Annotated in this window: 23 protein-coding genes; 16 read left to right on the forward strand and 7 right to left on the reverse strand. The window is 42.8% G+C overall.

Annotation, left to right across the window (positions count from 1 at the left end; genetic code table 11):
• Positions 1-58: 58 nt before the first annotated feature.
• Both ACFS6H_RS04530 and ACFS6H_RS04535 read left to right on the forward strand, forming a co-directional pair.
• A complete protein-coding gene (locus ACFS6H_RS04530; protein ID WP_386095658.1) occupies positions 59-757 on the forward strand; it encodes a DUF2975 domain-containing protein in 699 nt (232 codons plus the stop codon).
• Between the two features lie 2 nt (positions 758-759).
• A complete protein-coding gene (locus tag ACFS6H_RS04535) occupies positions 760-966 on the forward strand; it encodes a helix-turn-helix domain-containing protein (protein ID WP_386095660.1) in 207 nt (68 codons plus the stop codon).
• Between the two features lie 141 nt (positions 967-1,107).
• On the opposite strand, the gene feoB is transcribed toward ACFS6H_RS04535, so the two are convergent.
• Positions 1,108-3,222, reverse strand: coding sequence for a ferrous iron transport protein B (feoB, locus tag ACFS6H_RS04540; protein WP_386095662.1), 2,115 nt, complete (start codon positions 3,220-3,222; stop codon positions 1,108-1,110).
• Positions 3,223-3,407: 185 nt separating this feature from the next.
• Between feoB and ACFS6H_RS04545 the strand changes: the two genes are divergently transcribed.
• From ACFS6H_RS04545 to ACFS6H_RS04600, 12 genes are all read left to right on the forward strand, one after another.
• Positions 3,408-5,054: a M28 family peptidase gene (locus tag ACFS6H_RS04545; protein WP_386095664.1), complete on the forward strand. Its 1,647-nt coding sequence runs from the start codon at positions 3,408-3,410 to the stop codon at positions 5,052-5,054.
• A 145-nt stretch (positions 5,055-5,199) separates the two neighbouring features.
• Positions 5,200-5,649 (forward strand): IPExxxVDY family protein, encoded by a 450-nt coding sequence (locus ACFS6H_RS04550; protein ID WP_386095666.1) that lies wholly within the window; start codon positions 5,200-5,202, stop codon positions 5,647-5,649.
• 29 nt (positions 5,650-5,678) lie between these two features.
• The gene (locus ACFS6H_RS04555) at positions 5,679-5,945 is read left to right on the forward strand and encodes a 4a-hydroxytetrahydrobiopterin dehydratase (RefSeq protein ID WP_386095668.1); all 267 of its coding nucleotides are present in this window, start codon (positions 5,679-5,681) and stop codon (positions 5,943-5,945) included.
• Complete coding sequence (locus tag ACFS6H_RS04560; protein WP_386095670.1) at positions 5,945-6,388, forward strand: NUDIX hydrolase; 444 nt, start codon at positions 5,945-5,947, stop codon at positions 6,386-6,388. Before ACFS6H_RS04555 ends, ACFS6H_RS04560 begins: the two co-directional genes overlap by 1 nt.
• 149 nt (positions 6,389-6,537) lie before the next feature.
• The gene (recO, locus tag ACFS6H_RS04565; RefSeq protein ID WP_386095672.1) at positions 6,538-7,296 is read left to right on the forward strand and encodes a DNA repair protein RecO; all 759 of its coding nucleotides are present in this window, start codon (positions 6,538-6,540) and stop codon (positions 7,294-7,296) included.
• Positions 7,297-7,328: 32 nt separating this feature from the next.
• Complete coding sequence (locus tag ACFS6H_RS04570) at positions 7,329-8,039, forward strand: SDR family oxidoreductase (RefSeq protein ID WP_386095674.1); 711 nt, start codon at positions 7,329-7,331, stop codon at positions 8,037-8,039.
• A 76-nt stretch (positions 8,040-8,115) separates the two neighbouring features.
• A complete protein-coding gene (locus ACFS6H_RS04575) occupies positions 8,116-9,846 on the forward strand; it encodes a BatD family protein (RefSeq protein ID WP_386095676.1) in 1,731 nt (576 codons plus the stop codon).
• Between the two features lie 182 nt (positions 9,847-10,028).
• Complete coding sequence (locus ACFS6H_RS04580; RefSeq protein WP_386095678.1) at positions 10,029-10,364, forward strand: DUF6686 family protein; 336 nt, start codon at positions 10,029-10,031, stop codon at positions 10,362-10,364.
• A gap of 574 nt (positions 10,365-10,938) precedes the next feature.
• Complete coding sequence (locus ACFS6H_RS04585) at positions 10,939-12,783, forward strand: T9SS type A sorting domain-containing protein (protein ID WP_386095680.1); 1,845 nt, start codon at positions 10,939-10,941, stop codon at positions 12,781-12,783.
• A gap of 216 nt (positions 12,784-12,999) precedes the next feature.
• Positions 13,000-13,584, forward strand: a complete 585-nt coding sequence (locus tag ACFS6H_RS04590; protein WP_386095682.1) for a nitroreductase family protein — start codon at positions 13,000-13,002, stop codon at positions 13,582-13,584.
• 459 nt (positions 13,585-14,043) lie between these two features.
• Positions 14,044-14,787 carry a murein L,D-transpeptidase catalytic domain family protein gene (locus ACFS6H_RS04595; protein ID WP_386095683.1) on the forward strand — a complete coding sequence of 248 codons (744 nt, stop codon included), beginning with the start codon at positions 14,044-14,046 and terminating at the stop codon, positions 14,785-14,787.
• A gap of 349 nt (positions 14,788-15,136) precedes the next feature.
• On the forward strand, positions 15,137-16,111 hold the full coding sequence (locus ACFS6H_RS04600; protein ID WP_386095685.1) for a deoxyhypusine synthase family protein: 975 nt from the start codon (positions 15,137-15,139) through the stop codon (positions 16,109-16,111).
• Between the two features lie 65 nt (positions 16,112-16,176).
• On the opposite strand, the gene ACFS6H_RS04605 is transcribed toward ACFS6H_RS04600, so the two are convergent.
• The 6 genes from ACFS6H_RS04605 to ACFS6H_RS04630 all read right to left on the reverse strand — a co-directional run bounded on the left by ACFS6H_RS04605 (position 16,177) and on the right by ACFS6H_RS04630 (position 21,311).
• Positions 16,177-16,722 (reverse strand): LIC11966 family surface protein, encoded by a 546-nt coding sequence (locus ACFS6H_RS04605; protein ID WP_386095687.1) that lies wholly within the window; start codon positions 16,720-16,722, stop codon positions 16,177-16,179.
• A 114-nt stretch (positions 16,723-16,836) separates the two neighbouring features.
• Positions 16,837-17,391, reverse strand: a complete 555-nt coding sequence (locus tag ACFS6H_RS04610) for an LIC11966 family surface protein (protein WP_386095689.1) — start codon at positions 17,389-17,391, stop codon at positions 16,837-16,839.
• Positions 17,392-17,472: 81 nt separating this feature from the next.
• Positions 17,473-18,198 carry a ribonuclease III gene (rnc, locus tag ACFS6H_RS04615; protein WP_386095691.1) on the reverse strand — a complete coding sequence of 242 codons (726 nt, stop codon included), beginning with the start codon at positions 18,196-18,198 and terminating at the stop codon, positions 17,473-17,475.
• Positions 18,199-18,374: 176 nt separating this feature from the next.
• Positions 18,375-19,913: a M28 family peptidase gene (locus tag ACFS6H_RS04620; protein ID WP_386095693.1), complete on the reverse strand. Its 1,539-nt coding sequence runs from the start codon at positions 19,911-19,913 to the stop codon at positions 18,375-18,377.
• Positions 19,914-19,998: 85 nt separating this feature from the next.
• Positions 19,999-20,454 (reverse strand): ribose 5-phosphate isomerase B, encoded by a 456-nt coding sequence (gene rpiB / locus ACFS6H_RS04625; protein ID WP_386095695.1) that lies wholly within the window; start codon positions 20,452-20,454, stop codon positions 19,999-20,001.
• Positions 20,455-20,525: 71 nt separating this feature from the next.
• Positions 20,526-21,311: an inositol monophosphatase family protein gene (locus ACFS6H_RS04630; protein ID WP_386095697.1), complete on the reverse strand. Its 786-nt coding sequence runs from the start codon at positions 21,309-21,311 to the stop codon at positions 20,526-20,528.
• An 83-nt stretch (positions 21,312-21,394) separates the two neighbouring features.
• Here ACFS6H_RS04630 and ACFS6H_RS04635 point away from each other — a divergent pair, with 83 nt between their 5' ends.
• Together ACFS6H_RS04635 and ACFS6H_RS04640 are read left to right on the forward strand one after the other, a co-directional pair.
• On the forward strand, positions 21,395-23,338 hold the full coding sequence (locus ACFS6H_RS04635; RefSeq protein ID WP_386095699.1) for a glycosyltransferase family 2 protein: 1,944 nt from the start codon (positions 21,395-21,397) through the stop codon (positions 23,336-23,338).
• 139 nt (positions 23,339-23,477) lie between these two features.
• The gene (locus tag ACFS6H_RS04640; RefSeq protein ID WP_386095701.1) at positions 23,478-25,010 is read left to right on the forward strand and encodes a GH3 family domain-containing protein; all 1,533 of its coding nucleotides are present in this window, start codon (positions 23,478-23,480) and stop codon (positions 25,008-25,010) included.
• The last annotated feature ends 25 nt before the right edge of the window (positions 25,011-25,035 follow it).

Here is a 25,035-nt window from a genome sequence, read left to right on the forward strand (position 1 = left end):
CGCGTTGTTTTAAAAATTTAAACTAAAACGATAAAATTTATTTGTTTTAGTTTAAAATATGCCTATTTTTAACCTCAAAATAGATAAAATGATGTTTTCTAAATCCCCGGTAATAAAATTTTTAGACAGAATTGCCGGTGCGGCATTTTTACTGGCATTGCTGACATTAATAATAAAAATATTTTTTCCCGGACCCACTATCGCCGTAAAACCTTTCAGAGTGTATGGGATAAATAATATCAGTATTTCGAAACCGACCCCGATTAAAACAAATGACGGTCAAGATTACTATCAAAAAAGACAAAAGGAACAACAACAAGAGGTAATGGTTAAGCCGGATAGAACAGCGACCGTAAGCCTATCGTTTAAAAAATCAGAACAGCTATTCCGGCCCGCCGCTATTCTATTTCAACTGGCTTTTTATAGTTTTTATATTTTATTTGTTTTGGCCACCTTCCAGTTAAAAATGTTTTTGGGTAATATTTGCAGAGACCAGATTTTTTCTTTAGATAGTGTCAAAAGATTATTTTTAACCGGTTTATTTTTTATTTGTATTCCGGTTATTGAAAAAATACAGGGATATCTGTTAATAGACACAATAAATACTTTACAGTCAAATGATTCCGGTTATATACTCAGTAATGATGGGATTTCTATATTTTCATCGCTTACTGTGTTTGGTATTATGATGATCATATTTTCCATCATATTTAAAGTAGGTGTAAGTATTAAAAATGAAAATGAGGATTTTGTATAATAATGCCAATAGTAATTAACCTGGACGTGATGCTGGCAAAGCGAAAGATGAGCCTTACTGAACTGGCGGAGAAAGTGGACCTGACCATTGTTAACCTCTCCAAACTTAAAACCGGTAAGGCCAAAGGCGTACGTTTTGATACGCTTAAGGCAATCTGTAATGCATTGGATTGTAAGCCCGGGGATATTATTGATATTGAACCGGACTAAACCACCTTTGTATGAGTTTTGATCAATTATATTAACGCGCTACTACCAGGTGATACCCTGATAATGCTGAACAGGATTACAACGGCACAAGTGTGCGACGCAACTATTGACGAGGGTAGTACTGCTGCCGACCTCCAAATTTTATAAAACAGAATAAGCCAGCAAGCCAAACAGGTATGCAAGGGCCGTCATATATATCACCTGTATCACTGGCCATTTCCAGCTTTTTGTTTCGCGGCGTACAATGGCCAGGGTGCTCATACATTGCATGGCAAATACATAGAATAACATTAAGGAAACGCCGGTACCAATAGTATACACCGGGCTGCCGTCGGCACGGGTGGCGGCATGCATTTTTTCCTGTAAGGGCAGGTTTTCTTCCCCATCATCTTCTACACTGTATAAAGTAGCCATAGTGCCCACAAATACTTCACGGGCTGCAAAAGAAGTGATGAGGGCGATACCAATTTTCCAGTCATAACCCAACGGACGAATGGCCGGTTCAATAGCATGGCCTACAATACCAATATAGGAGTTGGCAAGTTTTTGATTGGCATATTCTATATCCAGGGTAGCGGTATCGGCACCGGGTTGTGCTAGGGCCTGTTCATACTGGGCTTCTACTTTTTCCATCCGCCCACCCGGGCCAAAGGAGCTCAGTAACCACAACACCAGGCTGATGACCAGGATAACCCGTCCGGCCTGCAACACAAATATTTTTGATTTTTCCCACATGGATTGTAATACATTACCCCAGCGTGGCGCATGATAGGTGGGTAACTCCAGTACGAAAAAGCTTTTTTCTTTTATTTTAATGAACCATTTGGCTACATAGGAAACAACAAGGGCCATAACAAAACCCAGGAGGTAAAGCCCCAGCATGACCAGGCCCTGCAGGTTCATAAAGCCCAGTACCTTCTGGTCGGGGATGACCAGGGAAATAAGGATAACATATACCGGCAGACGGGCCGTACAGCTCATCAGCGGTGTAATTAAAATGGTCAGCAATCTTTCCTTGCGGTTCTCAATATTACGGGCGCTCATTACCGCCGGGATGGCACAGGCAAAGCCGCTGATCATGGGCATCACGCTTTTGCCGTTCAGTCCCACTTTGCGCATGATCCTGTCCGTTAAAAAGCTGATACGGGCCATATAACCGGTATCTTCCAGGATGGCGATCAGTCCGAACATGATGGCTATTTGCGGCACAAAGATGATGATACCGCCAAGGCCTGCGATGAGCCCGTTAATTAAAAGATCGGTCCAGTTATTATCCGGCAACTGTTGTTCCAGCCAGCCACTGAAATTAGCCGTGCCTGCATCGATCCAGTCCATGGGATAAGAAGCCAGCCAGAATAAACTTTGAAAAGTAAGGTATAATACTGCCAGTAAGATCACATATCCCCAAACCCGGTGCAAGAGTACATTATCAATTTTTTCGGTGATCAGGCTTTGACGTAAAGGATCGGGTTCGGAAACCGTCCTGGTCATGATATGGTTGATACGCTGGTATCGCTGCAATATCTCCTCGGCCTGTATACGGGTATGGTTAAACTTATGTTTTGTTTCAATATCCTCTATCTGTTGCTGTGTGCCATCATTTAACAGGAATGATTCATGGTTAATAAGATAATGAACAGCAGTATAATTGCTTATTTGCGGAAAAAGCTTTTGTACATCGGTAATGGCATCACCGGCCAGTGCTTTTACATCTACAAAATCATATGCAGGGGGTTGGTAAAGACCCTGCGCTGTTTGTTCAATGGCTTTTTTCAGCTGCGGCAGGCCTTTATTCTTACGCGGGTTAACCGCTACCACCGGGATGCCTAATTCTCTTTCCAGTGCCGCCACATCTACCCGGATACCTTTTTTTTCTGCAAGGTCCAGCATGGTCAATGCCATTACCACGGGTTGTTTCAGGTCAATCAACTGCGAACAGAACAGGAGGTTCCTTTTCAGGTTACTCGCATCGGCCACCACCACCACTACATCGGCTTTAATACCATGGTCCTGGTTCAGCAATACCTTATAACTTACCCACTCATCCAAACGGCGCGGGTATAGGCTATAAGAGCCCGGCAGGTCAATCACCTGGGCTTCACCTGATGACAAGGTGGTGGCGCCGGTTTTTTTATCAACCGTTACACCGGGGAAATTGCCCACTTTTTGATTTAAACCGGTAAGCCCATTGAACAAAGATGTTTTACCACTGTTCGGATTACCCACTAAAGCGATATGTAATGTATTCTGTTGCAAGATGAAACGTATTCGGTAGAAAGGCCCGCAAAAATACAGTCAATTACCCGATTTACAGTATAATGACGGCTAAATGACAAATCCATGAGAAAAGCCGGTGGAAATAATTATTGAATAAAATGGTATTATCAGTATACCAGGCCGCAATACAATAACTTTGCAGCCAAATAACAGAAGCATACAGCATGAAAAAGAAAAGTTTACTGGTAGCTGTCATTATTATGGCTACCGTAACCGTACAGGCACAGAAACTTAAAAAAGCCGATAAAGAAACCATGGCCAATTTACAGGCACACGTCACCTACCTGGCCGATGATAAACTGGAAGGACGCCGTACAGGCAGTAAAGGTGAACAGCTGGCAATGGACTATATCAAAACACAGTTTGAAAAATACGGTATCAGCCCTAAAGGAACAGCAGGCTATTTCCAGGCTTTTACCGTAAACGATGGTAAAGCCATTGGACCGGATACTTATTTCAGCATTAATGATAATAAACTGCAACCGGAGAAAGACTATTTTCCTTTTCCTTATTCGCCCGATAAAAATATTGAGGCTATGCCCGCTGTGGTATTACAGGAACATGATATGCCCTGGTTTGTAGATCTGAAAGATGTTTTTGCCGATAATAAGGATAACCCGCATTTTGACCTGGAAGCCTATATTTATAACAATGCAAAAAAAGCGACTGAAAAATTAGCCACGGCCATTATTGTGTACAATAGCAGTGACCGCGATGACCAGTTAAAATTTAAAGGGAAAGACCGCTCAGAAAAACTGGCCATTCCCGTGGTATATGTAACAAAGCCGGTGGCGGATAAATTTTTTGCCGATAAAACGGCCCCGCTCGATATTCATTTAAAAACATCAATTGTTGAGAAAACTAGGACGGGGCATAATGTAGTGGGATATATTGATAACAGTGCTGCCAATACAGTGATACTGGGCGCTCATTTTGATCACCTGGGTTATGGTGAAGACGGTAACTCCATGTTACGCACCGGCGAAAAACAAATTCATAACGGCGCCGATGATAATGCCAGCGGTACAGCCGCATTGATAGAACTGGGACGCTTATTAAAAACATCCAAGCTTACCGGTAATAACTATTTGCTGATCGCTTTTTCCGGTGAAGAGCTGGGTCTGCTGGGTTCAAAATATTACACCAATAACCCAACCATTAATTTATCCGGCGCCAACTACATGATCAATATGGACATGGTAGGCCGCCTGGACGAGACCAAAAAATCCATTTCAATAGGAGGCTTTGGCACATCACCGCAATGGGCGCAGGTAATTACCAACAATAAGAAAAACTATTTCACTATTGTTACCGATTCCAGCGGCACGGGCCCCAGTGACCATACTTCGTTTTACCAGAAGCAAATACCGGTATTGTTTTATTTTACCGGAACACATGCCGATTATCACAAGCCCGATGACGATGCCAATAAAATAAATTATACCGGCCAGGTGTATATTGTTAATCATATCCTGAACGTGATAACACAACTGAACAAACAGCCTAAACTAAGTTTTTTGCCAACCCGCGAGAAGACCATGCGCAGCAGCGGCTCGTTTAAAGTTACTTTAGGCGTAATGCCCGATTATGCATATACCGGCACCGGTTTAAAAATTGATGGTGTTACCGAGGGCAGACCGGCAGCAGCAGCAGGCCTGAAAGCCGGCGATATTGTATTGAGCATCGGTCACCTGGCCATTAATAATATGGATGCATATATGCAGGCGCTGCAGGCATTTGAAAAGGGACAAACAGTAAAAATAACCTTTAAGAGAGGCGATAAAACGCAGGAGGCAAGCCTGACGTTTTAATAAATAAGTAAGTTATAAGGCGTGGGGTAGTATGGCTTTGATAAACGAAAAGATTCATTGACAATTTAACTACCTTTATATAAGACGGGTTAACCATTCATAACCTGTTCTTATAAGTGTAAGCTTTCACCATAAACCCCGAACGATGGCTGATAAAAACTTTAAACTATCCATCAATACCTACGAACTGGCGGAAGAGTTTTTTGAAGATACCCGCCTGCTGGGCATTATGGCCCCGATAAAGGACTACCAGTTTTGCTGGCAGCTGAATAACCTGATGGATATTGACTTTAGAATTAATATTGATATAGAGATACAGCTACGCCGGAAAAACCGGAACTATTATTTTTCGGTATACGAATACCAGGATCCGACCGGCACTTTATGCCACTACCTGTACCGGAATTTATTTGACGGTGAATACCTGTTGCCCGAATTTAAACACCTGGATTTTTTATGGCTGATGAAAAATGATATTGTGGCGGATGATTATTTAAAAGAGACCATACAGGCTTTGCGCAGTATCAACGGCGTACAACTGGTTACAGAGCTAACCAATGAAAAAATAAAGAACAAGGAACATCTTATTTTTTAAAAGCGATACAATCGCAAAAAACAAAGAATATGAGTACCGTAGCCCGACAGGAAAACGAAGCTCCCGGATGGGAGCTTGCCGATAATAAACTGTACAAGACCTTTACCTTCAAAGATTTTAACCAGGCTTTTGGCTTTATGACAAGGGTGGCACTTGCCGCCGAAAAAATGGACCACCACCCTACCTGGACCAATACCTGGAACAAGGTGGAAATATGGCTGCAAACACATAGAGCTGATAATACCGTAACGGAAAAGGATTACCAGCTGGCACAAAAGATCAACAGCATTGACTGATGGATAGAAAGGAACACCCCCGGCGTTTATATACCGTTGGATTAGTAGTAATACAGGAAAACAAATTATTACTGGCTTTCAGCAATCATAAAAAAGCCTGGTATTTACCGGGAGGAAAAGTTGATGCCGGTGAAACACCGGTGGACGCACTACTGAGAGAGATAAACGAAGAGCTTGGCATACAACTAAGAATAACGGACCTGCACTATTATACACATATTACGGCCCCGGCTTTTGGAGAAAAGGAAAACATTATAATGGAACAGGACTGTTATGGTTATACATTAACCGAAAAAATACAGGCCGGCAACGAAATAGGCGGTATTCAATTCTTTTCACCGGAGCAATATGCCCTTGAACCGGCACAAGTGCCGGGAGTTATACAACTATTTGAACAGTTGAGTACAGAAGTTATATTAACAAGGCATCCGGTTATTCAATAAATTACAATCATAAAGTATTGTATCACTTTGGTGATACGGGTAGCGACTGTATGCAACCATAGCCGTAGTATTGCAAAAAGCAGTGATCATTTTTATATACAAAAGGCGGGCTTCCCGTTTACCTTTGTGGTTGAAAATAATACGATAAGTTGTCCGATAAAACACATAAAACAAAAGGCATTGTACTGCGTACGGTTAAGTACGGGGAAAGCAGTGTAATTGTTTCTATTTATACCGAAATATTTGGCCAGCAGTCCTACCTGGTGAACGGGGTAAGAACTTCGGGAAAAAAAGGCAGCGCCAAAGCCAACCTGTTCCAGCCGGGTGTTATCCTTGACCTGGTAGTATACCATAATGAATTAAAACAACTGCAAAGGCTGAAAGAGTTCCGCTGGGGCTTTTTATATAAACATATACTACAGGATGTAATAAAAAACACCGTGGTGTTGTTTATGGTAGAGCTGTTATCCAAATGTTTGAAACAACCCGAGGAAAACCCAGACCTGTTTTATTTTATGGAGGACGCTTTATTACACCTGGATGAGGCAGATGATAAAACCGTAGCCGGTTATCCCTTGTTTTTTTTAATACAGCTTACCTACTTTTTAGGCATTCCGCCACAGGTCGCCACAGGAGCACAGGCGCAGGAGGCCCAATTGTTTTTTGATTTGAAAGAAGGCTTTTTTACAACAGAGATACCGGACCATCATCACTATATACAGCAGCCCCATACCTCGGCACTGATAAGTTTATTACAGGTAAGGCAACCCAAAGAGTTACCTGAAGTACCGTTAACCGGTGAAAATAAACGCAAGCTGATGGTGGCCATGGAAGAATATTACCAGCTGCATATAACGGACTTTGGTACTTTACGCACGGTACCTATTTTAAGGGAGATATTACGCTGACGGCAAAAATCTATTGTAACTTTACAGCAATTATGGCAACAAAAACGGCAGTTATTACAGGTGCATCAAGAGGCATAGGCAAGGCAATAGCCCTGCAGTTTGCGGCGGCAGGTTACGAACTGGTCATTACATCGCGTAATGATTATGCCTTATACCAGGCTACTGAAGAAATATTGACGCATAACCCCGGATCTGTGGTGAAGGCAAAAGCGTTTGATTTATCCGGCAAAGAGCAGGCACAGGCTTTTGGGGCCTGGGTATTGCAGCAAGGTGCTGCGCCGGATGTACTGGTGAACAATGCGGGCTTGTTCAAGCCAGGCTCGGTGCATAACGAGCCCGACAATAACCTGGAAGACCAGATTGCCATTAACCTTTACAGCGCCTATCATACCACCCGCTGCCTGCTGCCTGTTATGATGGAAAGAAAAAGCGGCCATATTTTTAACATGTGTTCCATTGCCTCGGTAAAAGCCTATGATAATGGTGGTGCCTACAGTATCAGCAAATTTGCTTTATACGGCTTTAATAAAAACCTGCGGGAGGAGATGAAACCTTACGGCATAAAAGTAACGGCCGTGTTACCGGGCGCCGTGTTTACAGACAGCTGGCAGGGCTTTGATAACAGTGACCGCCGCATTATGGAAGCCGCCGATATTGCCCGACTGGTGGTGAGTGCCGCGGCTTTATCGCCGCAGGCCTGTGTGGAGGAAATATTGATACGGCCGCAACTGGGCGACCTATAAAACCTTTAGTACAGGTTAGCACCCATTTATACATTTTACCATTATTTTTCACAGGGCTTTGTTATTTTGTTGTTCTATGCGTAAACTGCTGACAATAATATGCCTGCTGTTAACGGGTGCAGTTATCTATGCACAACCGGTTTTTAAGGTAATTACCCCTCAAGCACCTGTAGGGATTGGACAGCCGTTTACCGTGCAGTACATTATGGATGCTTCAGGAGCCGCATCCTTTACTTTACCGGAAGCTTCGGCTTTTTCTTTTGTAAATGGCCCCGACGAATATATAACCGGTAACAACCTTATCAATAAAGTGTATACCCTGGTGGGGAGGATAGAGGGAAAAAATGTATTGCCGGAGGCTTCGGTCACGATCAAAGGAAAAACCTATTACACAAAACCGGCTACTATTGATATTTTACCGGTCGAAGGAATTTCACCAAAAGGAGCCGTCCCTGCTACCGAAGAGTTGTCCACGCTTTTACCGGGAGAAGATCCGTATAAAAAAATAAAAGACAATATTGTTATACAGGTAGAGGTAAACCGGAAGCAATGCATGGTTGGTGAGCCTGTTGTTGCCACTTACAAAATTTACTCCAACCTCAGCTCCGAATCGGATATTATAAAGAACCCTGCTTTTTATGGTTTTGCCGCGGTGGATATTATTAACCTGGAGAAGCCGGTAACCACTGACGAAACCTTTCGCGGGAAAAAGTATTCAGTACATACGGTACGAAAAGTACAGCTATATCCCTCGCAGGCGGGCAAGTTTACCATTGATGCCATGGAAGTGCTGCACCGGGTAACTTTTGCACAGGGCCAAACCCCACACCCCACGGTTACAGAGGGGGTTATACATAACAAAGACACAAACGGAAAAGGGATTGTATACGAAAGCAGGATGTCATCGCAGCCTGTTGTCATTAATGTATTACCCCTGCCCGAAGCCAACCGGCCGGATAGTTTTGGAATGGCTACGGGGAAATTTTCCTTAACGGCTACAGTGAATAAAACCGTGCTGGCAAAAAATGAAACCTGTTTGTTAAGTGTAGCTTTAACCGGTAAGGGCAATATCATACAGATAGCATCACCAGCCATTGAATGGCCCTCGGTAATGGAGAATTTTGAACCACGTATACAGGATACCATTAACAGGGAGCAGGTACCCCTCACCGGAACCCGTACTTTTTTGTATAACTTTTTATCGCCCCGGTCCGGCGAGTATACTATACCCGCTATTGCCTTTACCTATTTTGATACCGACAGTAACCGTTACAAAACAATACATACCCGGCCTGTAAAAGTTGTTGTAGAGGACCGTGAGTATGTGGCGCAACAGGAAAACCTGCAACAGGGAGGCCAGACAAAAGCGGCATCCCGAAGTACCTGGTTGTTTATTGGTGTGCTGCTGGTATTGGGTATTGGAATTGCCGCCATGTGGCTGAGCAGTAAAAAAGAAAAGAAAGTAACTGCCCGGCAACAGGCAACGGCACATATAAAAACAGCCGAAGCCTTTTTAGCACCTGCAACAGCTGCTTTACAGGAAGAAGGGAACGACAACCAGTTTTATACCCTGTTACGCAAAGGTATTTATGATTACCTGGCCCAGTTTTTACAACAGCCCGTTAGCAGCACCAATAAACAAAACCTGCAGGCGTTATTATATACCCGGCAGGTTACACCCGAACAGGCAACAAAACTGTTTGCTATTATTGAGCAATGTGAACACGGCGCTTTTACCCTGGCATCCCTGCAACATAATAAAGAAGCGCTTTTACAGGAAACCCTCGCATTACTGAAACAATTTTAAACGCCCGCTTTTACTAAAGAGTCATAAGACCTGAGCAGGTTGAAGATGCTACGCGTTTACGCCTGTTCCTCTCCTTCCTTCTGTCAGGTTTTTGTCAGTTTTCGGATTATGAAAACGGCTTTTCCGATATCGAAAACATTTATGGTTTTTGTGATGCACTTTTACTATATCAAACGAAGCGTATGTGTCATTACCAGACTTTATTTCACGACGATAGCATTGGATATGTGGTACGTTGTACAGAGTGTGAAAAACTGCAGATAGGGTATGGTAATTTAATGGTCACTTACAGCCAGGAAGATTTTGATTCGTTTCGCTGGTGGCTGAAAAAAATTAAAGAAGAACAGCACCCGGCCCAGAACCCCACCTTACGTTGCATAGTGATACCCACTCCCTGTGACGGAATGAAGTTGTTATTGAGCATGCAAGAGCTGAGCGACTTTTACAATATGCTGGAACAGGCGGATACCGAATTACAATCTTTAGAGCTGATACGTCTTTTTACCAACGAAAAATAATAAACTTTTTCAAGCATAAAATGTGGATCATGGTGTGGTCTTAGTCGTAAGACGACACTAAAAACAACTCCGGGGCTGCTACTAGTAGCCTTTTTTTATACGTATTTTTTCAATTCCCGCTTATCGGTTGCAGGTAATTTAACCGCAAAAAGGCCGCGAAAAAGAAACGCTAAAAAACATATTAATGTTTGACCTTCAATATTATATGAATGTTGAAAAAAAAATATTTTAAAAACCTTTGAATATTAACTAAGGAAAATTACTTTTACACCCTCTTAAGAATCCGCAGATTTTTGCCAGTATGATTAGTGGTTTTACTAATTAACTATCTTGGATCTGCCCATCAAAAGCCTGACGTTTTTTTTATCAGGCATCAAACTCCAACTTATCCAAACATATCAAGGCCGTTACTATTTCATTTTTTGAAATAGATAAGGCAAAATATGGTTTGTTATTAAAGCAAACCCGCACCCGTATTCCTGTAAAAAGCTACATGATAAATCTTCATTCCTTCTGTTAAGCTGCAATTAACCAGGCGTTTTGCCTATTCCTTACTTTACTTAAAACAGTTTGTATGAAAACAAATGTACTTTTTTGCATTGCCATTTTGTGTACCTTATTGGGTGTACAGTTAAACGCCCAAACCATTACCAGTGCGGGTAAAAACCAGCTGGTTACCAGCAACTCCGCCTCCCTGTTAGGCACCATCAGCGGTAACGGTAATAACTATACCTGGTCCGTTCAAACCAGCCCGGCAGGCGCTCCCGCTGCAAGTTTTTCTTCAACCACCAGCTTAAACCCAACCATCAGCAACCTGGTGAACGGTACTTACAAACTGCGTTTTGCAGGTAATGGTGCCAATAACTATAAAGAGGTTTACCTGTATGTTACCGGTAGCCGCGGTGCACCCCTGATCAATATAGATTTTGGTACCGGCACCACCTCACAAACCTTAAGCAGCTACCTGGCTTCGGTAGGTAACGCCGGTACAACCGGTTTAAACTACCAGCATAACGGTACCCAGTGCCCTAATGATGGTTTCTACTCTATATTACCACGTAGTAACGGTACCTGCTTCAGCTCCTCGTGGATCGATGTAAGCGATCATACCGGTAATACCAATGGCCGTTACCTGATCGTAAATGCCAACAACCAGACCGCAGGTACTTACTACGAACAAAATATCACCAATCTTTGCTCCGGTAACGCTTACGAGTTTTCAGTATGGATTGCCAATTTAAACCGTATTGGTAACACAACCTGTGGTAGCGCCGGTTTTGCACTGCCCAATATTACTTTCTCTTTTTATGACGGCAATACCCTGGTAACGTCAAAATCTACCGGATCAGTTCCTTTGGTGGCCACCACTGAAAGCGACCCATGGAAACGTTATGCCGCAACAGTTAAAGTACCAAATGGTGTTAGCCAGTTACGTGTGGTAATGACCAGCAATATTGGCGGATGTGGTGTTGACTTTGGTTTAGATGATATCCAGTTAACATCTTATGGTCCTTCTATTTCAATTAATATACAGGGAGGAACACCGGTTCCCGGCGGTACTGTATTTGAACGTCCTTATACTTCCAGCTTTTCATTACAGGCTTCGGCACAGGCTGCCCGCTTAGATGATGGTACTGATTATACTTATGCTACACCAACTTACCAGTGGCAGCGTAAGAACAGCACTACAGGCGTTTGGGAAAACGTATCAGGCAGAACAACCCTGCAATATGCGGTTACAGGCTTTAACAGAACAGATACCGGCTGGTACCGTATTGTGATGGCTAACACCGGTAATATTGATAACAGCAACTGCCGTGTAATTTCAAACGAAGTTTACCTGAAAGGCCCGGACGAAGCTACCTTACCTATTACTTTAGGAGCGTTTACCGTAAGCAAACAAAATAACAGCGCTTTATTAAAATGGACCACCCTGAACGAAAAAGAGAATGCTTATTTTGAAATATACAGAAGCCTGAATGGTGTTGACTTTGAGCGTGTGGGTACGGTAGCGGGTAGTGGTACAACAGGATTGACCAATAACTACCAGTACAGCGATGATATTAACGGCTTAAGCGGTATTATTTATTATCGTTTAAAAGATATTGACTTTGACGGTAACGGTACATTCAGCAAAATTATTTCGCTGCGTGGTGAGAACAATGCTACCGCCATTGCTGTATACCCTAATCCTTTTGTTGGTGATATTAAAGTTACCGTTAACAGCAGCAGGGAGCAACTTGCCAATATACGCTTAACAAATATTGCCGGCCAGGTACTGGTTAACAAACAGGTAATGATACAGCGTGGTCAGAACATTGTGGTGTTGCCAGAGCTGAATAGACTGCAAAAAGGTTTATATGTAGTTGAGTTTGTATCGGACGAAACCAGGGTAGTAGAAAAAATATTGAAGAAATAAAAACATCCCCCTAATAAACCATGGGCCGGCTGCAAAGCTGGCCTTTTTTTATGTTACCGGCTTTAGTAATACTGCTCATCGTTCCTTGCGTCGCACGCTTCAACGCCATCAATACTATTGAGGTTTTTTGTTTACCGTAGTTGATTCACTATAAAAATTTCAACAAAGGCAACAATATTATCCGCATCCTGTTATCTTAGTTTAAAAATTACCCCCATGAGTGAGAAGATCGCCATTATTAACGAGTTAATACGCAGCAGAAGATCCGTTTTTCCCGACCAGTTAGCGGCAGGACAACCCGTTGATGATGCTGTTATACGTGAAGTTTTAACCAATGCCACCTGGGCACCCAACCATGGTAAAACAGAGCCATGGCATTTTACCGTATTCAGTGGTGCAGGGTTGCAAAAGCTGGCCAATTTCCAGGCCGACCTGTATAAACAGGAGTCAGGCCCTAATTTTAAACAGATCACTTACGACAAATTACTGGCCAATCCTTTAAAAGCCTCGCATGTAATTGCCCTGGGAATGAAACGCTCTGCCAACCCCAATATTCCGGAAATTGAAGATATCGAAGCGGTGGCCTGTGCGGTGCAGAATATATACCTGTCTGTAGCGGCCTATGGTTTGGGCGGTTACTGGACCAGCGGCGGCGTAACGTATAAACCTACCGCCAAAGCTTTTTTTGGTTTAAACGAGGAGGATAAGCTCCTGGGCTTTTTTTATATTGGCCATGTAGCATTGCCCACTACCGGGGGCAGCAGGGCTCCGCTGGAACAAAAAACAACCTGGGTAAAATAAACAGGTCCTCACATCAAATTACTCTATAATATAATAGAAAAAGCCGCCGGTCAACCCGGCGGCTTTTGTTTGCCCATATATCAACAAAGCACGTGAAAATACGCTATTGTTTACAGGTCAAGCAGTTATCATTTTCTATCCGTCATCGCGGTCCCGCAATCCAAACATTATGTTAAACCCTTGCTGGTATTGGCTTTTACCGCAACAATCAGGATGATTAAGTGTAATTATACAGGTTGTTACCACGTAGGAACACCCGGCGGTTAAAATGTTAGCACTGTGTTAATACGAAAGATAAGTTATGCACAGTATTGTATTTAAACATGGTGAAACTACAAGGCTATCAAGTATTTGTTCGCAAGTTTTACATAAACAAATGCCCATTGCTTGCAAGTACCGGTAGTTGCATACTATTTTTACGCTGTTATTCGTTAAAGGGGCATATAATCGTACTTTTTTTTGAAAACAAAGAATCCAATTATCCTGTTTGTTGCTCTTGTAGCCATTACATCTGTTGCCTGGCTACCTCATCGCACCATGCTCACGCCAAAGGCGGAACCAGCTGTAACCGTAAACACGGGAAAAAGCGCAGGAACCCGAATTAACAATACAAAAGGCTTTTATCAACACCTTAAGTTAGATGCAAAGGGATTATCGCAGCAGGCTTTTGAACTGGCCTGTAAAGGATATGAACGTCTGGTAGAAAAAGGCCAGCTGGAAGAGGGCGCTTACCTGGTGGTATGCGATTTCAGCCAATCATCGAACCAGAAAAGGCTGTACCTGATAGATATGGAAGATAGTGTGCTGGTTAAAAATACCTATGTGGCGCATGGCAGGAATTCAGGGGATGAATATGCTGTGAAGTTTTCCAATAAACCGGAATCCCTGCAGAGCAGCCTGGGTTTTTTTGTAACACGTAATACCTATAACGGGGCACATGGTTTATCGTTGAGGCTCGATGGCATGGAGCAGGGCATAAATGATAAAGCCATGGAACGTAATATAGTGGTACATGGCGCTGATTATATTGGCAATAACTGGTTACAGTTTAATAAATACATGGGTCGCAGTTTTGGTTGCCCGGCATTACCGGCAAGAGAAAGTGCCTCCATTATTAACACCATAAAAGAAGGATCCTGTCTTTTCATATATCATCCTACGGCCTCAAACTACCCGAAAAGATCGAAATTATTAAACGTTTGATTGGACTCATATTAGGATTGGATGAGAAAATTCCCTGCCTTTATAGGCGGGGTTTTTCTTTTTAAGGAGTTTGTTAAACGTTAAATGTTATAAGTTAATCGTTTGTATATGACAGCACGGTTAACATTTAACCAATAACCATTAATTGAACTACTGCGTAAAGAGCGGAACCTGCTACCATGTTATAGGGAAGAGTAAGCTCAGTTATGTACCTGTAGCCGGTAAAACAATTTAAAAAATCTTAATTATTCAATAATCAATACCCAACGGTTATTTATTATTTTTGTGCCTTGCCGCATTGTCTCACCCTATTGTGATCGGAAGGCGGTTTTACAAAACTGTTTGTAAAATGAACAAAGGTCCTGTTTCAAATTTTATTCAACACCATTACCGCCACTTTAATGCAGCCGCATTGGTAGATGCTGCTAAAGGTTACGAAACACATTTGCTGGAAGGTGGTAAAATGTTAGTGTCACTGGCTGGTGCTATGAGTACTGCCGAGTTAGGTATATCGCTGGCCGAAATGATCCGCCAGGATAAAATAGCCATCATCAGCTGTACCGGAGCTAACCTGGAAGAAGATGTGATGAACCTGGTGGCACACTCACATTATAAACGTGTACCCAATTACCGCGATCTTACTCCGCAAGACGAGTGGGATCTGTTAGAGAATCATTATAACCGTGTAACAGATACCTGTATTCCTGAAGAAGAGGCTTTCCGCCGTTTACAGAAACACCTGGTAAAACAGTGGAAGGATGCTGAAGCAAAAGGCGAACGTTATTTCCCTCATGAGTTTTTATACAAAACCGTTTTAAGCGGCGAGCTGGAGCAGTATTATGAAATTGATCCGAAGGACAGCTGGATCGTTGCGGCAGCCAAGAAAAATATCCCGATCGTAGTACCGGGCTGGGAAGACAGCACTACCGGTAATATTTTTGCCAGCTATGTGATCAAAGGCGAATTACAGGCCAGTACCGTTAAAAGCGGTATTGAATACATGGTATGGCTAACCGAATGGTACCGCGCAAACTCCGGTGGTAAAGGCGTGGGCTTTTTCCAGATCGGTGGTGGTATTGCGGGTGACTTTCCTATTTGCGTAGTGCCGATGATGTACCAGGACCTGGAGTGGCATGATGTTCCGTTCTGGAGCTATTTCTGCCAGATCAGCGACAGTACAACTTCGTACGGCTCTTACTCAGGCGCTGTACCCAATGAAAAAATTACCTGGGGTAAATTAGATATTAATACGCCTAAATATATTGTAGAGAGTGATGCGACCATTGTGGCGCCATTGATCTTTGCATGGATACTGGGTTGGTAATAACCTATATAATAAAAAAGGAAAACATTTGTTTTCCTTTTTTATTATATCATGAGTTGTCCGTTTTATTCATAACTATTGATCTTTTCTTCAAACTCTTTTTCTGCTTTATTCTCTTCCAGTTTTAACCTGTTTTCTTTGGCAAAAGTTCTTTGTGCTTTAAGAAATTTATTTACCATAACTTCTTCTCTCCGGGTTACATCTGCCGTAATCTTTTCATTTAAGGCCATTTGTTCAGCCGTTCCCCCGGTACTATCTATGCTGAGTATCAAATCTGTCATCTGTTTATATTCATTCCGGAACACATCCGCATAAAAACTAAAGGTCTCAACAGCAACATCCCGCATTTCGGTATTGCCTTTAAAAGCGGGCATTCCTTTTAGATCTTTAATCATGACATCCACTTCTTTGGCCTGTACAGATAAATTTTCCAGGGCGCTTTGCGGGTCTTTTTGTACGGTTTCAACATATGAGAGAATCATATGCATTACTTCCGTTTGTTTATCCACAATGTATTGGTTATACTCAATGGCATTGTTGTAGGTAATGCCATTGGGCCTTTTACTTTCTTGCTGGAACAGGCTGTAAAGGCAAGCAGTAAAATGGCACACAAAAAAAGAACTTGTTTTTTCACCAGTTTTATATTTATGATCGGGAATGAATGTACGCTACTTAATTGAAAAAAGGTGCCATTTGGCACCTTTTCTCTTTGTACAGGCATTTTTTTATTGCTTATCAATTTCTTTCTGGAGTTCATTTTCCAGGATGCGCATATTATGCTCTTTGGCAAAAGCACGCTGGGCCTTCTGGAACCGGTTATCAAATTCTTTTTCATCGGCACTTAGCTTTTCGGCTACCTGGTTAAGTTCCTGGGCCTGTGCTTCGGTGAGGTTATTGTCCGGGGCCGCAGCTCTTATCTCGGCAATTTTTTTATAATCCTCTTTAAACAATCTTTCATAAAAGCCAAACAGCGCTACTGCTGCGTCGCGTAACTCGGTATTGCCTTTATAAGCGGGCATGCCTTTTACATCTTCGATGTCTTTTTGGATCTCTGCAGCATAATTGTCCAGTGATGCAAGGGTTCCTTTTGCATCGGTATTTACGCTGTTACCAAACTGCAGCAGGTTGCGGGCAGTTTCGGTTTGTTTGTTAATAATATAGTTGTTGTAGTCTTCAGGGCTTTTGTATGATACCCCGTTAGCGCCTTTTTCAGTGCCTGATCCGCAGGAACTGAAAATTAAGGCAAACCCCATGGTGAGAAGCAGAAGTGTCTTTTTCATTTGTAATTTTTTTTTAACAATTACAAAAAGAGTACCAAGTAGTTAATACCGGTAGATCATTTGGTTTTATAGAAAAGATTTTTACAGCGGGTCCGCATTGATGATGCCCAGTTTTTCAACGGCAACCTGGGCAGCTATTTGTGAAGCATCTTTTTTATTGAAGGCTTTACCTTCGGCAATGGACTGTCCGTCCACCACGGCAGCAATAGTAAACAAGCGGCGTCCGTTCTCAAACTTTTCGCTCAGGGTTTCAAATTCCAGCACCTTACCGTTTTTATTGGCCCAGCCGTACAACTTGTTCTTATGGTTTATTTCCAGTATCTCCAGGTCATCCACGAACATATGGGGTAAAATAATATGGTCCAGGGTCCATTTGGCGGTTTTTTTATACCCTACATCCAGGTATATAGCGCCTACCAGGGCTTCCAGTGTGTTGCCAAATATCTGGCTTACTTTTAAGGAGCTGTCCATTTTATTGAACAGGGTAACTTTTTTCAAACCCATGCGCACAGCAATATCGTTCAGTTGCTGGCGGTTCACCATCTTGCTGCGCATTTCGGTTAAAAAACCTTCTTCACGGTATGGGTAACGTTTAAATAAATAGTCCGCCACCAGGGCGCTTAATACGGCATCGCCCAGGTACTCCAGGCGTTCATTGTTTTCATCAGCGCCTTCGCGGACCGACCGGTGCGTTAAGGCCGTTTTATACAACGAAATATTGTTGGGCTTAAAACCCAATATGTTCTTGAGTTCCTTTTTAAAGGAAGAACCTTCATGACTGGAAAAAATATTTGAGAAGAAATCCACAAAGTTCAAGCTACGTAAAAAATTGCAAAACAATACAAAATTGACGGGCCATTGAAAAAATAATAGGGCAAAAACCGTATTTTTTCCGGTAACGGATGATGAACTGTGAAGTATAAAAATAAAACCCCGGCTGGTATTAAACCAGCCGGGGCTACTATTATTAATATGGAGATGAATTAACGACCGGGAATTTCCAGTTTTAAGTCACGCTTCATCATATCATCCCTGTTGGCAATTTCCCAGGCAGTATAAAATACCAGCTGCGCACGTTTGGCCATTAAGGGGTAGTTAATTTTATCAGGGGTATCTGTTGGCTTGTGATAGTCAGCATGCACACCATTAAAATAGAAGATGGCAGGAACGCCGTTCTTGGCGAAGTTGTAGTGGTCGCTACGATAGTAAAAACGGTTTTTGTCGTTAATATCATTATACCTTTTATCCAGCTTTAATTTTACATATTTATTGGCAATGTCGGTTACAGGGGTCAGGTCTGTACTTAATTTATCATCACCAATAACATATACATAATTTAAAGAGTCTTTGTCTTTACCTGTATAATCGCTGCCGATACGGCCGATCATATCAATATTCAGGTTAACCGAGGTTTTTTCCAGGGGAAATACCGGGTTGTTACCGTAGTACTCAGAGCCCCATAAACCTTTTTCCTCACCACTAACGGTCATGAACACCATGGTTCTCCTGGGTCCTTTACCGGCCGCTTTGGCTTTGGCAAATGCTTCGGCCATTTCAATTACCGACACCGTACCGCTTCCGTCATCGTCGGCACCATAATAAATAGTACCATCGGCACGGATGCCTTCGTGGTCGTAGTGTGCTGTTACTACTACATACTCATCTTTTTTATCCGAACCTTCTACAATGCCGATCACGTTAGAAACCAGCTCTTCTTTGGTTACTTTATTTACAGAAAGGTCAATTTTTGCCTTGTATGCTTTAGAAGGGGCATTACCGGCTTTTAATTTAGCCAGTATGCCTTCGCCGTCAGCACCGATGATCTGGGCCGCCACTTTTTCAGAAATGTTTACTACCTGCGGGTATACCGAAGCGGCATAACCGTTTAACTGGTAGTTACCACCCGATACAATGGGTTTGCGCGGGAAATTATCAGCTACAACAAAAACCGCGATAGCGCCTTTGGTCTGTGCATTCCTGATCTTTACACTCAGGTTGGCCGGTGATGAAAAACCGGTAGCCGTTGTTTTATAATTAGCGGGAGAACCGTTGGCCAGTATTACTACTTTACCGGTAACATTCACATCTTTATAGTCGTTCCAAACATCACCATCCACAATACCATAGCCAACAAATACCGCTTCGCCCAAACGCAGGCTGGCATTATAGCTGGTCATGGCGTTTACCTGGTAATCATTATCGGCAGTAAAAGTTGTACCGTTTACTTTTAAAGTACTGCCGGTAATTGAATCCTTATATAAAGGATAAAACTGGCGGTAAGTGCCATTGTTTCCCGGTAATAAACCAAAGGATTTGAACTGGTTCTCAATATAGGTAGCAGCACGCTCCAGGCCCGGAGACGGGGTGTTACGCCCTTCCATTTCGGGGCCGGCAACGATATACAAATGTCTCTTTAAATCGTCGGCAGTAATGCTTTTGCCAAACGTGGTGGGGTTGGTTTTCTTTTGCGCACCGGCAACAAGTACAGTAAGCAAAGAAAGACCGAGGAAAATTTTTCTCATATCTGATGATTGTTAAAAAAATATAAAGCTCAAACTTAATGTAAAAAGTTTGAGCTTCCATCCTATTTTTATAAACGGCAAAAAATTAACTGCAGGGAATTTTGTTCACCCGGTTGGCATGGCGTCCGCCTTCAAAAGGGGTGTCCATGAATACCTGTAACATTTTTTCAGCCGTAGCCTCACTTACAAAACGTGCCGGGATACACAGGATATTGGCATCATTATGCTGACGCACCAGCTGGGCAATCTCTTCGCCCCAGCAAATGGCAGCACGGATATGCTGGTGTTTATTGGCAGTGATGGCCACTCCGTTTGCCGTTCCGCATAACAAAATACCGAAAGCAGCTTCCCCGCTTTCTACAGCCAGCGCTACCGGGTGTGCAAAATCGGGATAGTCTACCGAGTCGGTACTATGGGTGCCGAAATCTTTAAACGCAATGCCCTTGCCTTCTAAAAAAGAGATCAGTGCGGTTTTATATTCAAACCCGGCATGGTCGCTGCCAATGGCAATGGGTTTACTGAAATCAAAAATTTGTGACATAAAAGATATTTTAAGTAAAAATTAAAAAGTCAAAAAAAGAATGCAGGCTCCATTTTCAAATCACCCCATCATCAAATTACCTTCACCTCCCCACCCTGTATTACCTCTAAAAGATCATCATGAATAAGGCCGTTGGTGGCCAGTATACGGTGTTGGTAAGGTGAGTAGGCGGCGCCGGTAAAATCAGTTACTTTTCCGCCTGCTTCTTCCACTATCAAATATCCTGCAGCGCTATCCCAGGCCTGTAATTTGTGTTCGTAAAAACCATCAAAGCGGCCGCAGGCCACCCAGCAAAGATCAATAGCAGCGGCACCCAAACGACGCACCGGTATACCTTTACGCACCAGTTTTTCAAAAACCTGTAAGGGTCCGTTTTCCATATCCAGGTAAGTATAAGGAAAGCCGGTTACCAGGCATGACCTCGTTAATTGTGTTTGCCTGCTTACCTGTATGGGTTTGTCATTTAAAAAAGCGCCTGCGCCTTTCTCGGCAAAAAACAGTTCATTCATGTGCGGGTTATACACGGCGCCCATGATCACCGTACCGGCCTTTTCTATACCTATAGAAACACAATTAATAGGAATACCCTGTGCAAAGTTAATGGTGCCGTCAATGGGATCAATGATCCATTTATACTCCGATTGCTGCGCTACTGCCCCCGCTTCCTCGCTTAACAGGAAATGATCGGGAAAGTTTTTTTTGATAACGGCAAAAATGGCCTTTTCTGATGCATGATCGGCCTCGGTAACGGGATTGTTCAATCCTTCTTTATTGGTAACAACAAAATCTTTCTGAAAAAAACGGACTATTTCTTTTGCTCCGGCTTCAACGGCTTCAATAAGGGTTTGTTTAAGCATACCCAAAGGTAAAACTACTAAACGGTAAAAATTTTGAATACTGCTGTAAAACTTCGTATTTCGCAGAAATAAGCCGGAGATCATTGGATATATCTGTAATTATAGTTAATTATAACGTTAAGTACTTTTTAGAGCAATGTCTTTATTCGGTACAGGCTGCCCTAAGCAAGGTACAGGGGGAGATCATTGTTGTGGACAATAACTCAACAGATGACAGCATTACTTACCTGCAACCCAGATTTGCCGGAGTACAAATTATAGCCAATAAAGAAAATACAGGTTTTGCAAAGGCCTGCAACCAGGGCCTGGCTATAGCAAAGGGAAAATATATCCTGTTTTTAAACCCCGACACCATTGTACCGGAAGATTGTTTTGAAAAATGCATCGCTTTTTTTAATGATACCCCGGATGCCGGAGCACTGGGAATAAAGATGATCGATGGCAGCGGCACATTTTTAAAAGAATCCAAACGCTCTTTTCCCTCACCCCTCACCTCCCTGTTTAAACTATCAGGCCTGTCGGCACTGTTCCCAAAATCAAAACTGTTTGGCAGGTATCACCTGGGCCACCTGGATAATGATAAAAATCATGCGGTGTCGGTTCTGGCAGGCGCTTTTATGATGATCCGGAAATCCATACTCGATACAATAGGTGGTTTTGATGAAACCTTTTTTATGTATGGTGAGGATATTGACCTCAGCTACCGGATAGAAGAGGCGGGCTACAGGAACTACTATTTTGCCGGCAGTACCATTATTCATTTTAAAGGGGAGAGTACCAAGAAAGGCAGCATGAACTATGTGCACCTTTTTTATAATGCCATGAGCATTTTTGTGCGCAAACACTATGGCCAGGGTAAGGCCGGCGTTTTTTCATCACTTATTCATATAGCTATCTGGTTCAGGGCGGTATTCAGCGCAATCGGGGGCTTTATGCGTAAGTATGGCATACCCTTGTTCGATATAGGACTTATTATACTTTCCTTTCTTGCCGTAAAATTTGTATGGGCAGGCTGGATAAAACCGGATACCATTTACAGTACCGAGCTTTTCTGGTCGGCTATTCCCGCCTTTGCCATTGTTTACCTGATAACGGCTTATTATGCGGGCTTGTATGATGGTAAGTATAAAGCCTCGGAATTATTAAGTACAACGCTCATCGCTACGGTGGTATTACTGGCCGTGTATGCACTCTTGCCCGAACACCTCCGTTTTTCGCGGGGTATTATTTTGTTCGGCGGTTTGCTGGGCTTTGTTTTTATCGGGCTGTTCCGTTACGTTCTTATCAACCTGGGTGTAATTAACAGTCAGCGGCGTGAGGAGGAACACTATAAAACCATTGTAGTGGCCGATCCACAGGCCTATAACCAGCTGATTGACCTGATGAAACGCACCCATTTGCCGGAAAGAATATTAGGGCGTATCAACCCGCCGGGTATGGAGGAGCCGGCCCTGGCGCAGTGGCCGGATATACATGAATTAAGAACATCCATACCATATCATGAAATTATTTATTGTGGTAACAGTGTTCGTTATAGCGATATAATTAACCAGATACAGGACCTGCCCAAAGGCATTAAGGTTAAAATACACGCAGCCGGCAGCCAGAGCCTGGTGGGCAGCCATTCCAAAAACATAACCGGCGAAGCGGTTACACATGAGCAGGCTTTTAACTTAAGCAACCCGCATACACAGCGTTTAAAACGACTGACCGATGTTTGTGTGGCCTTGTTATTGCTGCTTAGTTTTCCTGTTCACTTATTCCTGGTAAAAAAACCATTCGGTTTATTATATAATAGTTTTGCCGTATTATTGGGTAATAAAACCTGGATCGGTTATGCTGCTTCCGGAGCCGGGTTGCCGGTATTGAGGCCCGGTATTGTAGCCAGTAATGGTGTGCCGGTAAAAAAACAAAAAGTTATTTCTTTTGATAGCCTGTATTTACTGGACTTCTGGTATGCAAGAGATTTTGTAGCATTAAACGATATTCAAATATTAAGAAACGCTTACAGGAACCTGGGCGATTAAAAACAACTAAACACCATACACAAAAGAACTTTTACCGTGCAACACAATTAGCTTTTTGAATGAACGCCCTACTGGCGTTTGTTCATATCTTTGCATCAATTGTTTGCGCTATTAAAATTAACGACCCACAGTAAAATATATGGCTTCAATCATTGACATTAAACTGCCCAAGGCGATCGCTAATGCATTACGCATTCCGCCTAATACAGCCAAAAGGCAACAGCAGCGTGTGTTAAAAAAACTGCTTAAAAAAGCCAGGTTTACCGAGTTTGGCCAGAAATATCATTTTGATGAAGCCTTAATGGACAAGAACATCGGCAAAAAATTCCAGCAGCTGGTGCCGGTGCATGATTACAATAAAATTTACGAGGAGTGGTGGAAAAAAACCCTCGATGGCGTACCCGATGTAACCTGGCCCGGTAAAATAAAATACTATGCTTTAAGCTCGGGCACATCCGAGGCAGCCAGTAAATATATTCCCATTACAAAAGAACTCTTACGCAGTAATACCATTAACTACGTAAGACAGTTATTCAGCGTGTTTGGCTATGAGGAGGCAAACAAAAAAGCATTTACCAAAGGTTTTTTAATGCTGGGCGGTGCTACCGATCTGCAAAAAGGCGAAGCCGGTTGGTATGCCGGCGACCTGAGCGGCATCCTGGCAAAAAAACGCCCCTTCTGGTTTCAAACCTTTTATAAGCCCGGGGGCCGTATTGCGGCGATGAAAGATTGGAACCAGAAACTGAACGAGATTGTAGAACATGCCAGGGACTGGGATATCGGTTATATAGTGGGTGTGCCGGCCTGGTGCCAGATGTGTATGGAGATGATCATTGAACATTACAAAGTAAAGAACATACATGAAATATGGCCCAACTTTGGCGTGTTTGTACACGGTGGTGTATCCTTTGGTCCGTATAAAAAAGGTTTTGAAAAACTGCTGGGCAAGCCCATTGTGTATGTAGAGAACTACTTATCCAGCGAAGGCTTTATCGGTTATAAAATGCGGGAACATGCCAAGGGTATGCAACTCGTGCTGAACAATAATATATTCTTCGAATTTGTTCCCTTTGATGATAAGAACTTTGATGCGGACGGGGTGATCGTAAAAAACCCGGAGGCCTTAATGATACACGAAGTAGAGGAGGGCAAAGAATATGCTTTGTTAATGAGCACCAATGCCGGTACCTGGCGTTACCTGATCGGCGATACTATTAAGTTTGTTGACCTGGAGCGCCATGAAGTGGCCATCACCGGCAGGACCAAACACTTCCTCAGCCTGGTGGGTGAGCATTTAAGTGTGGACAATATGAACATGGCCATACAACTGGCCAGCGAACACTTTAATATCAGCATTCCCGAGTTTACGGTGGTAGGGCACCCGTATGAAAACTTTTTTGCCCATACCTGGTATGTGGCAACCAATGATACTGTACATGCAGATGACCTCAGGCAATATATTGATAAAAAACTGCGGGAGTTAAACGATGACTACGCTACCGAGCGGGACAGTGCATTAAAAGAAGTTTTTTTGGAAGTACTGACAGAGGATAAGTTTTTAAAATTTATGGAATTGAAAGGGAAGTTAGGCAGCCAGCATAAATTTCCCCGGGTAATGAAAGGAAAGATGCTGGAAGAATGGAACCGCTATCTACAAACAGGCTCAATTTAATTAAAAGACGATAAGCAGTTATTAC

This window comes from Terrimonas rubra (assembly GCF_042686025.1).
In the GTDB taxonomy this organism is placed as follows: domain Bacteria; phylum Bacteroidota; class Bacteroidia; order Chitinophagales; family Chitinophagaceae; genus Terrimonas; species Terrimonas rubra.

Excerpts from the sequence above, each read along its gene's own strand:
- ACFS6H_RS04530 (WP_386095658.1), top strand. The coding sequence starts at position 59 with ATGCCTATTTTTAACCTCAAAATAGATAAAATGATGTTTTCTAAATCC.
- ACFS6H_RS04535 (WP_386095660.1), top strand. The coding sequence starts at position 760 with ATGCCAATAGTAATTAACCTGGACGTGATGCTGGCAAAGCGAAAGATG.
- ACFS6H_RS04545 (WP_386095664.1), top strand. The coding sequence starts at position 3,408 with ATGAAAAAGAAAAGTTTACTGGTAGCTGTCATTATTATGGCTACCGTA.
- ACFS6H_RS04550 (WP_386095666.1), top strand. The coding sequence starts at position 5,200 with ATGGCTGATAAAAACTTTAAACTATCCATCAATACCTACGAACTGGCG.
- ACFS6H_RS04555 (WP_386095668.1), top strand. The coding sequence starts at position 5,679 with ATGAGTACCGTAGCCCGACAGGAAAACGAAGCTCCCGGATGGGAGCTT.
- ACFS6H_RS04560 (WP_386095670.1), top strand. The coding sequence starts at position 5,945 with ATGGATAGAAAGGAACACCCCCGGCGTTTATATACCGTTGGATTAGTA.
- ACFS6H_RS04570 (WP_386095674.1), top strand. The coding sequence starts at position 7,329 with ATGGCAACAAAAACGGCAGTTATTACAGGTGCATCAAGAGGCATAGGC.
- ACFS6H_RS04575 (WP_386095676.1), top strand. The coding sequence starts at position 8,116 with ATGCGTAAACTGCTGACAATAATATGCCTGCTGTTAACGGGTGCAGTT.
- ACFS6H_RS04580 (WP_386095678.1), top strand. The coding sequence starts at position 10,029 with ATGTGTCATTACCAGACTTTATTTCACGACGATAGCATTGGATATGTG.
- ACFS6H_RS04585 (WP_386095680.1), top strand. The coding sequence starts at position 10,939 with ATGAAAACAAATGTACTTTTTTGCATTGCCATTTTGTGTACCTTATTG.
- ACFS6H_RS04590 (WP_386095682.1), top strand. The coding sequence starts at position 13,000 with ATGAGTGAGAAGATCGCCATTATTAACGAGTTAATACGCAGCAGAAGA.
- ACFS6H_RS04600 (WP_386095685.1), top strand. The coding sequence starts at position 15,137 with ATGAACAAAGGTCCTGTTTCAAATTTTATTCAACACCATTACCGCCAC.
- ACFS6H_RS04610 (WP_386095689.1), bottom strand. The coding sequence starts at position 17,391 with ATGAAAAAGACACTTCTGCTTCTCACCATGGGGTTTGCCTTAATTTTC.
- ACFS6H_RS04620 (WP_386095693.1), bottom strand. The coding sequence starts at position 19,913 with ATGAGAAAAATTTTCCTCGGTCTTTCTTTGCTTACTGTACTTGTTGCC.
- rpiB (WP_386095695.1), bottom strand. The coding sequence starts at position 20,454 with ATGTCACAAATTTTTGATTTCAGTAAACCCATTGCCATTGGCAGCGAC.
- ACFS6H_RS04630 (WP_386095697.1), bottom strand. The coding sequence starts at position 21,311 with ATGCTTAAACAAACCCTTATTGAAGCCGTTGAAGCCGGAGCAAAAGAA.
- ACFS6H_RS04640 (WP_386095701.1), top strand. The coding sequence starts at position 23,478 with ATGGCTTCAATCATTGACATTAAACTGCCCAAGGCGATCGCTAATGCA.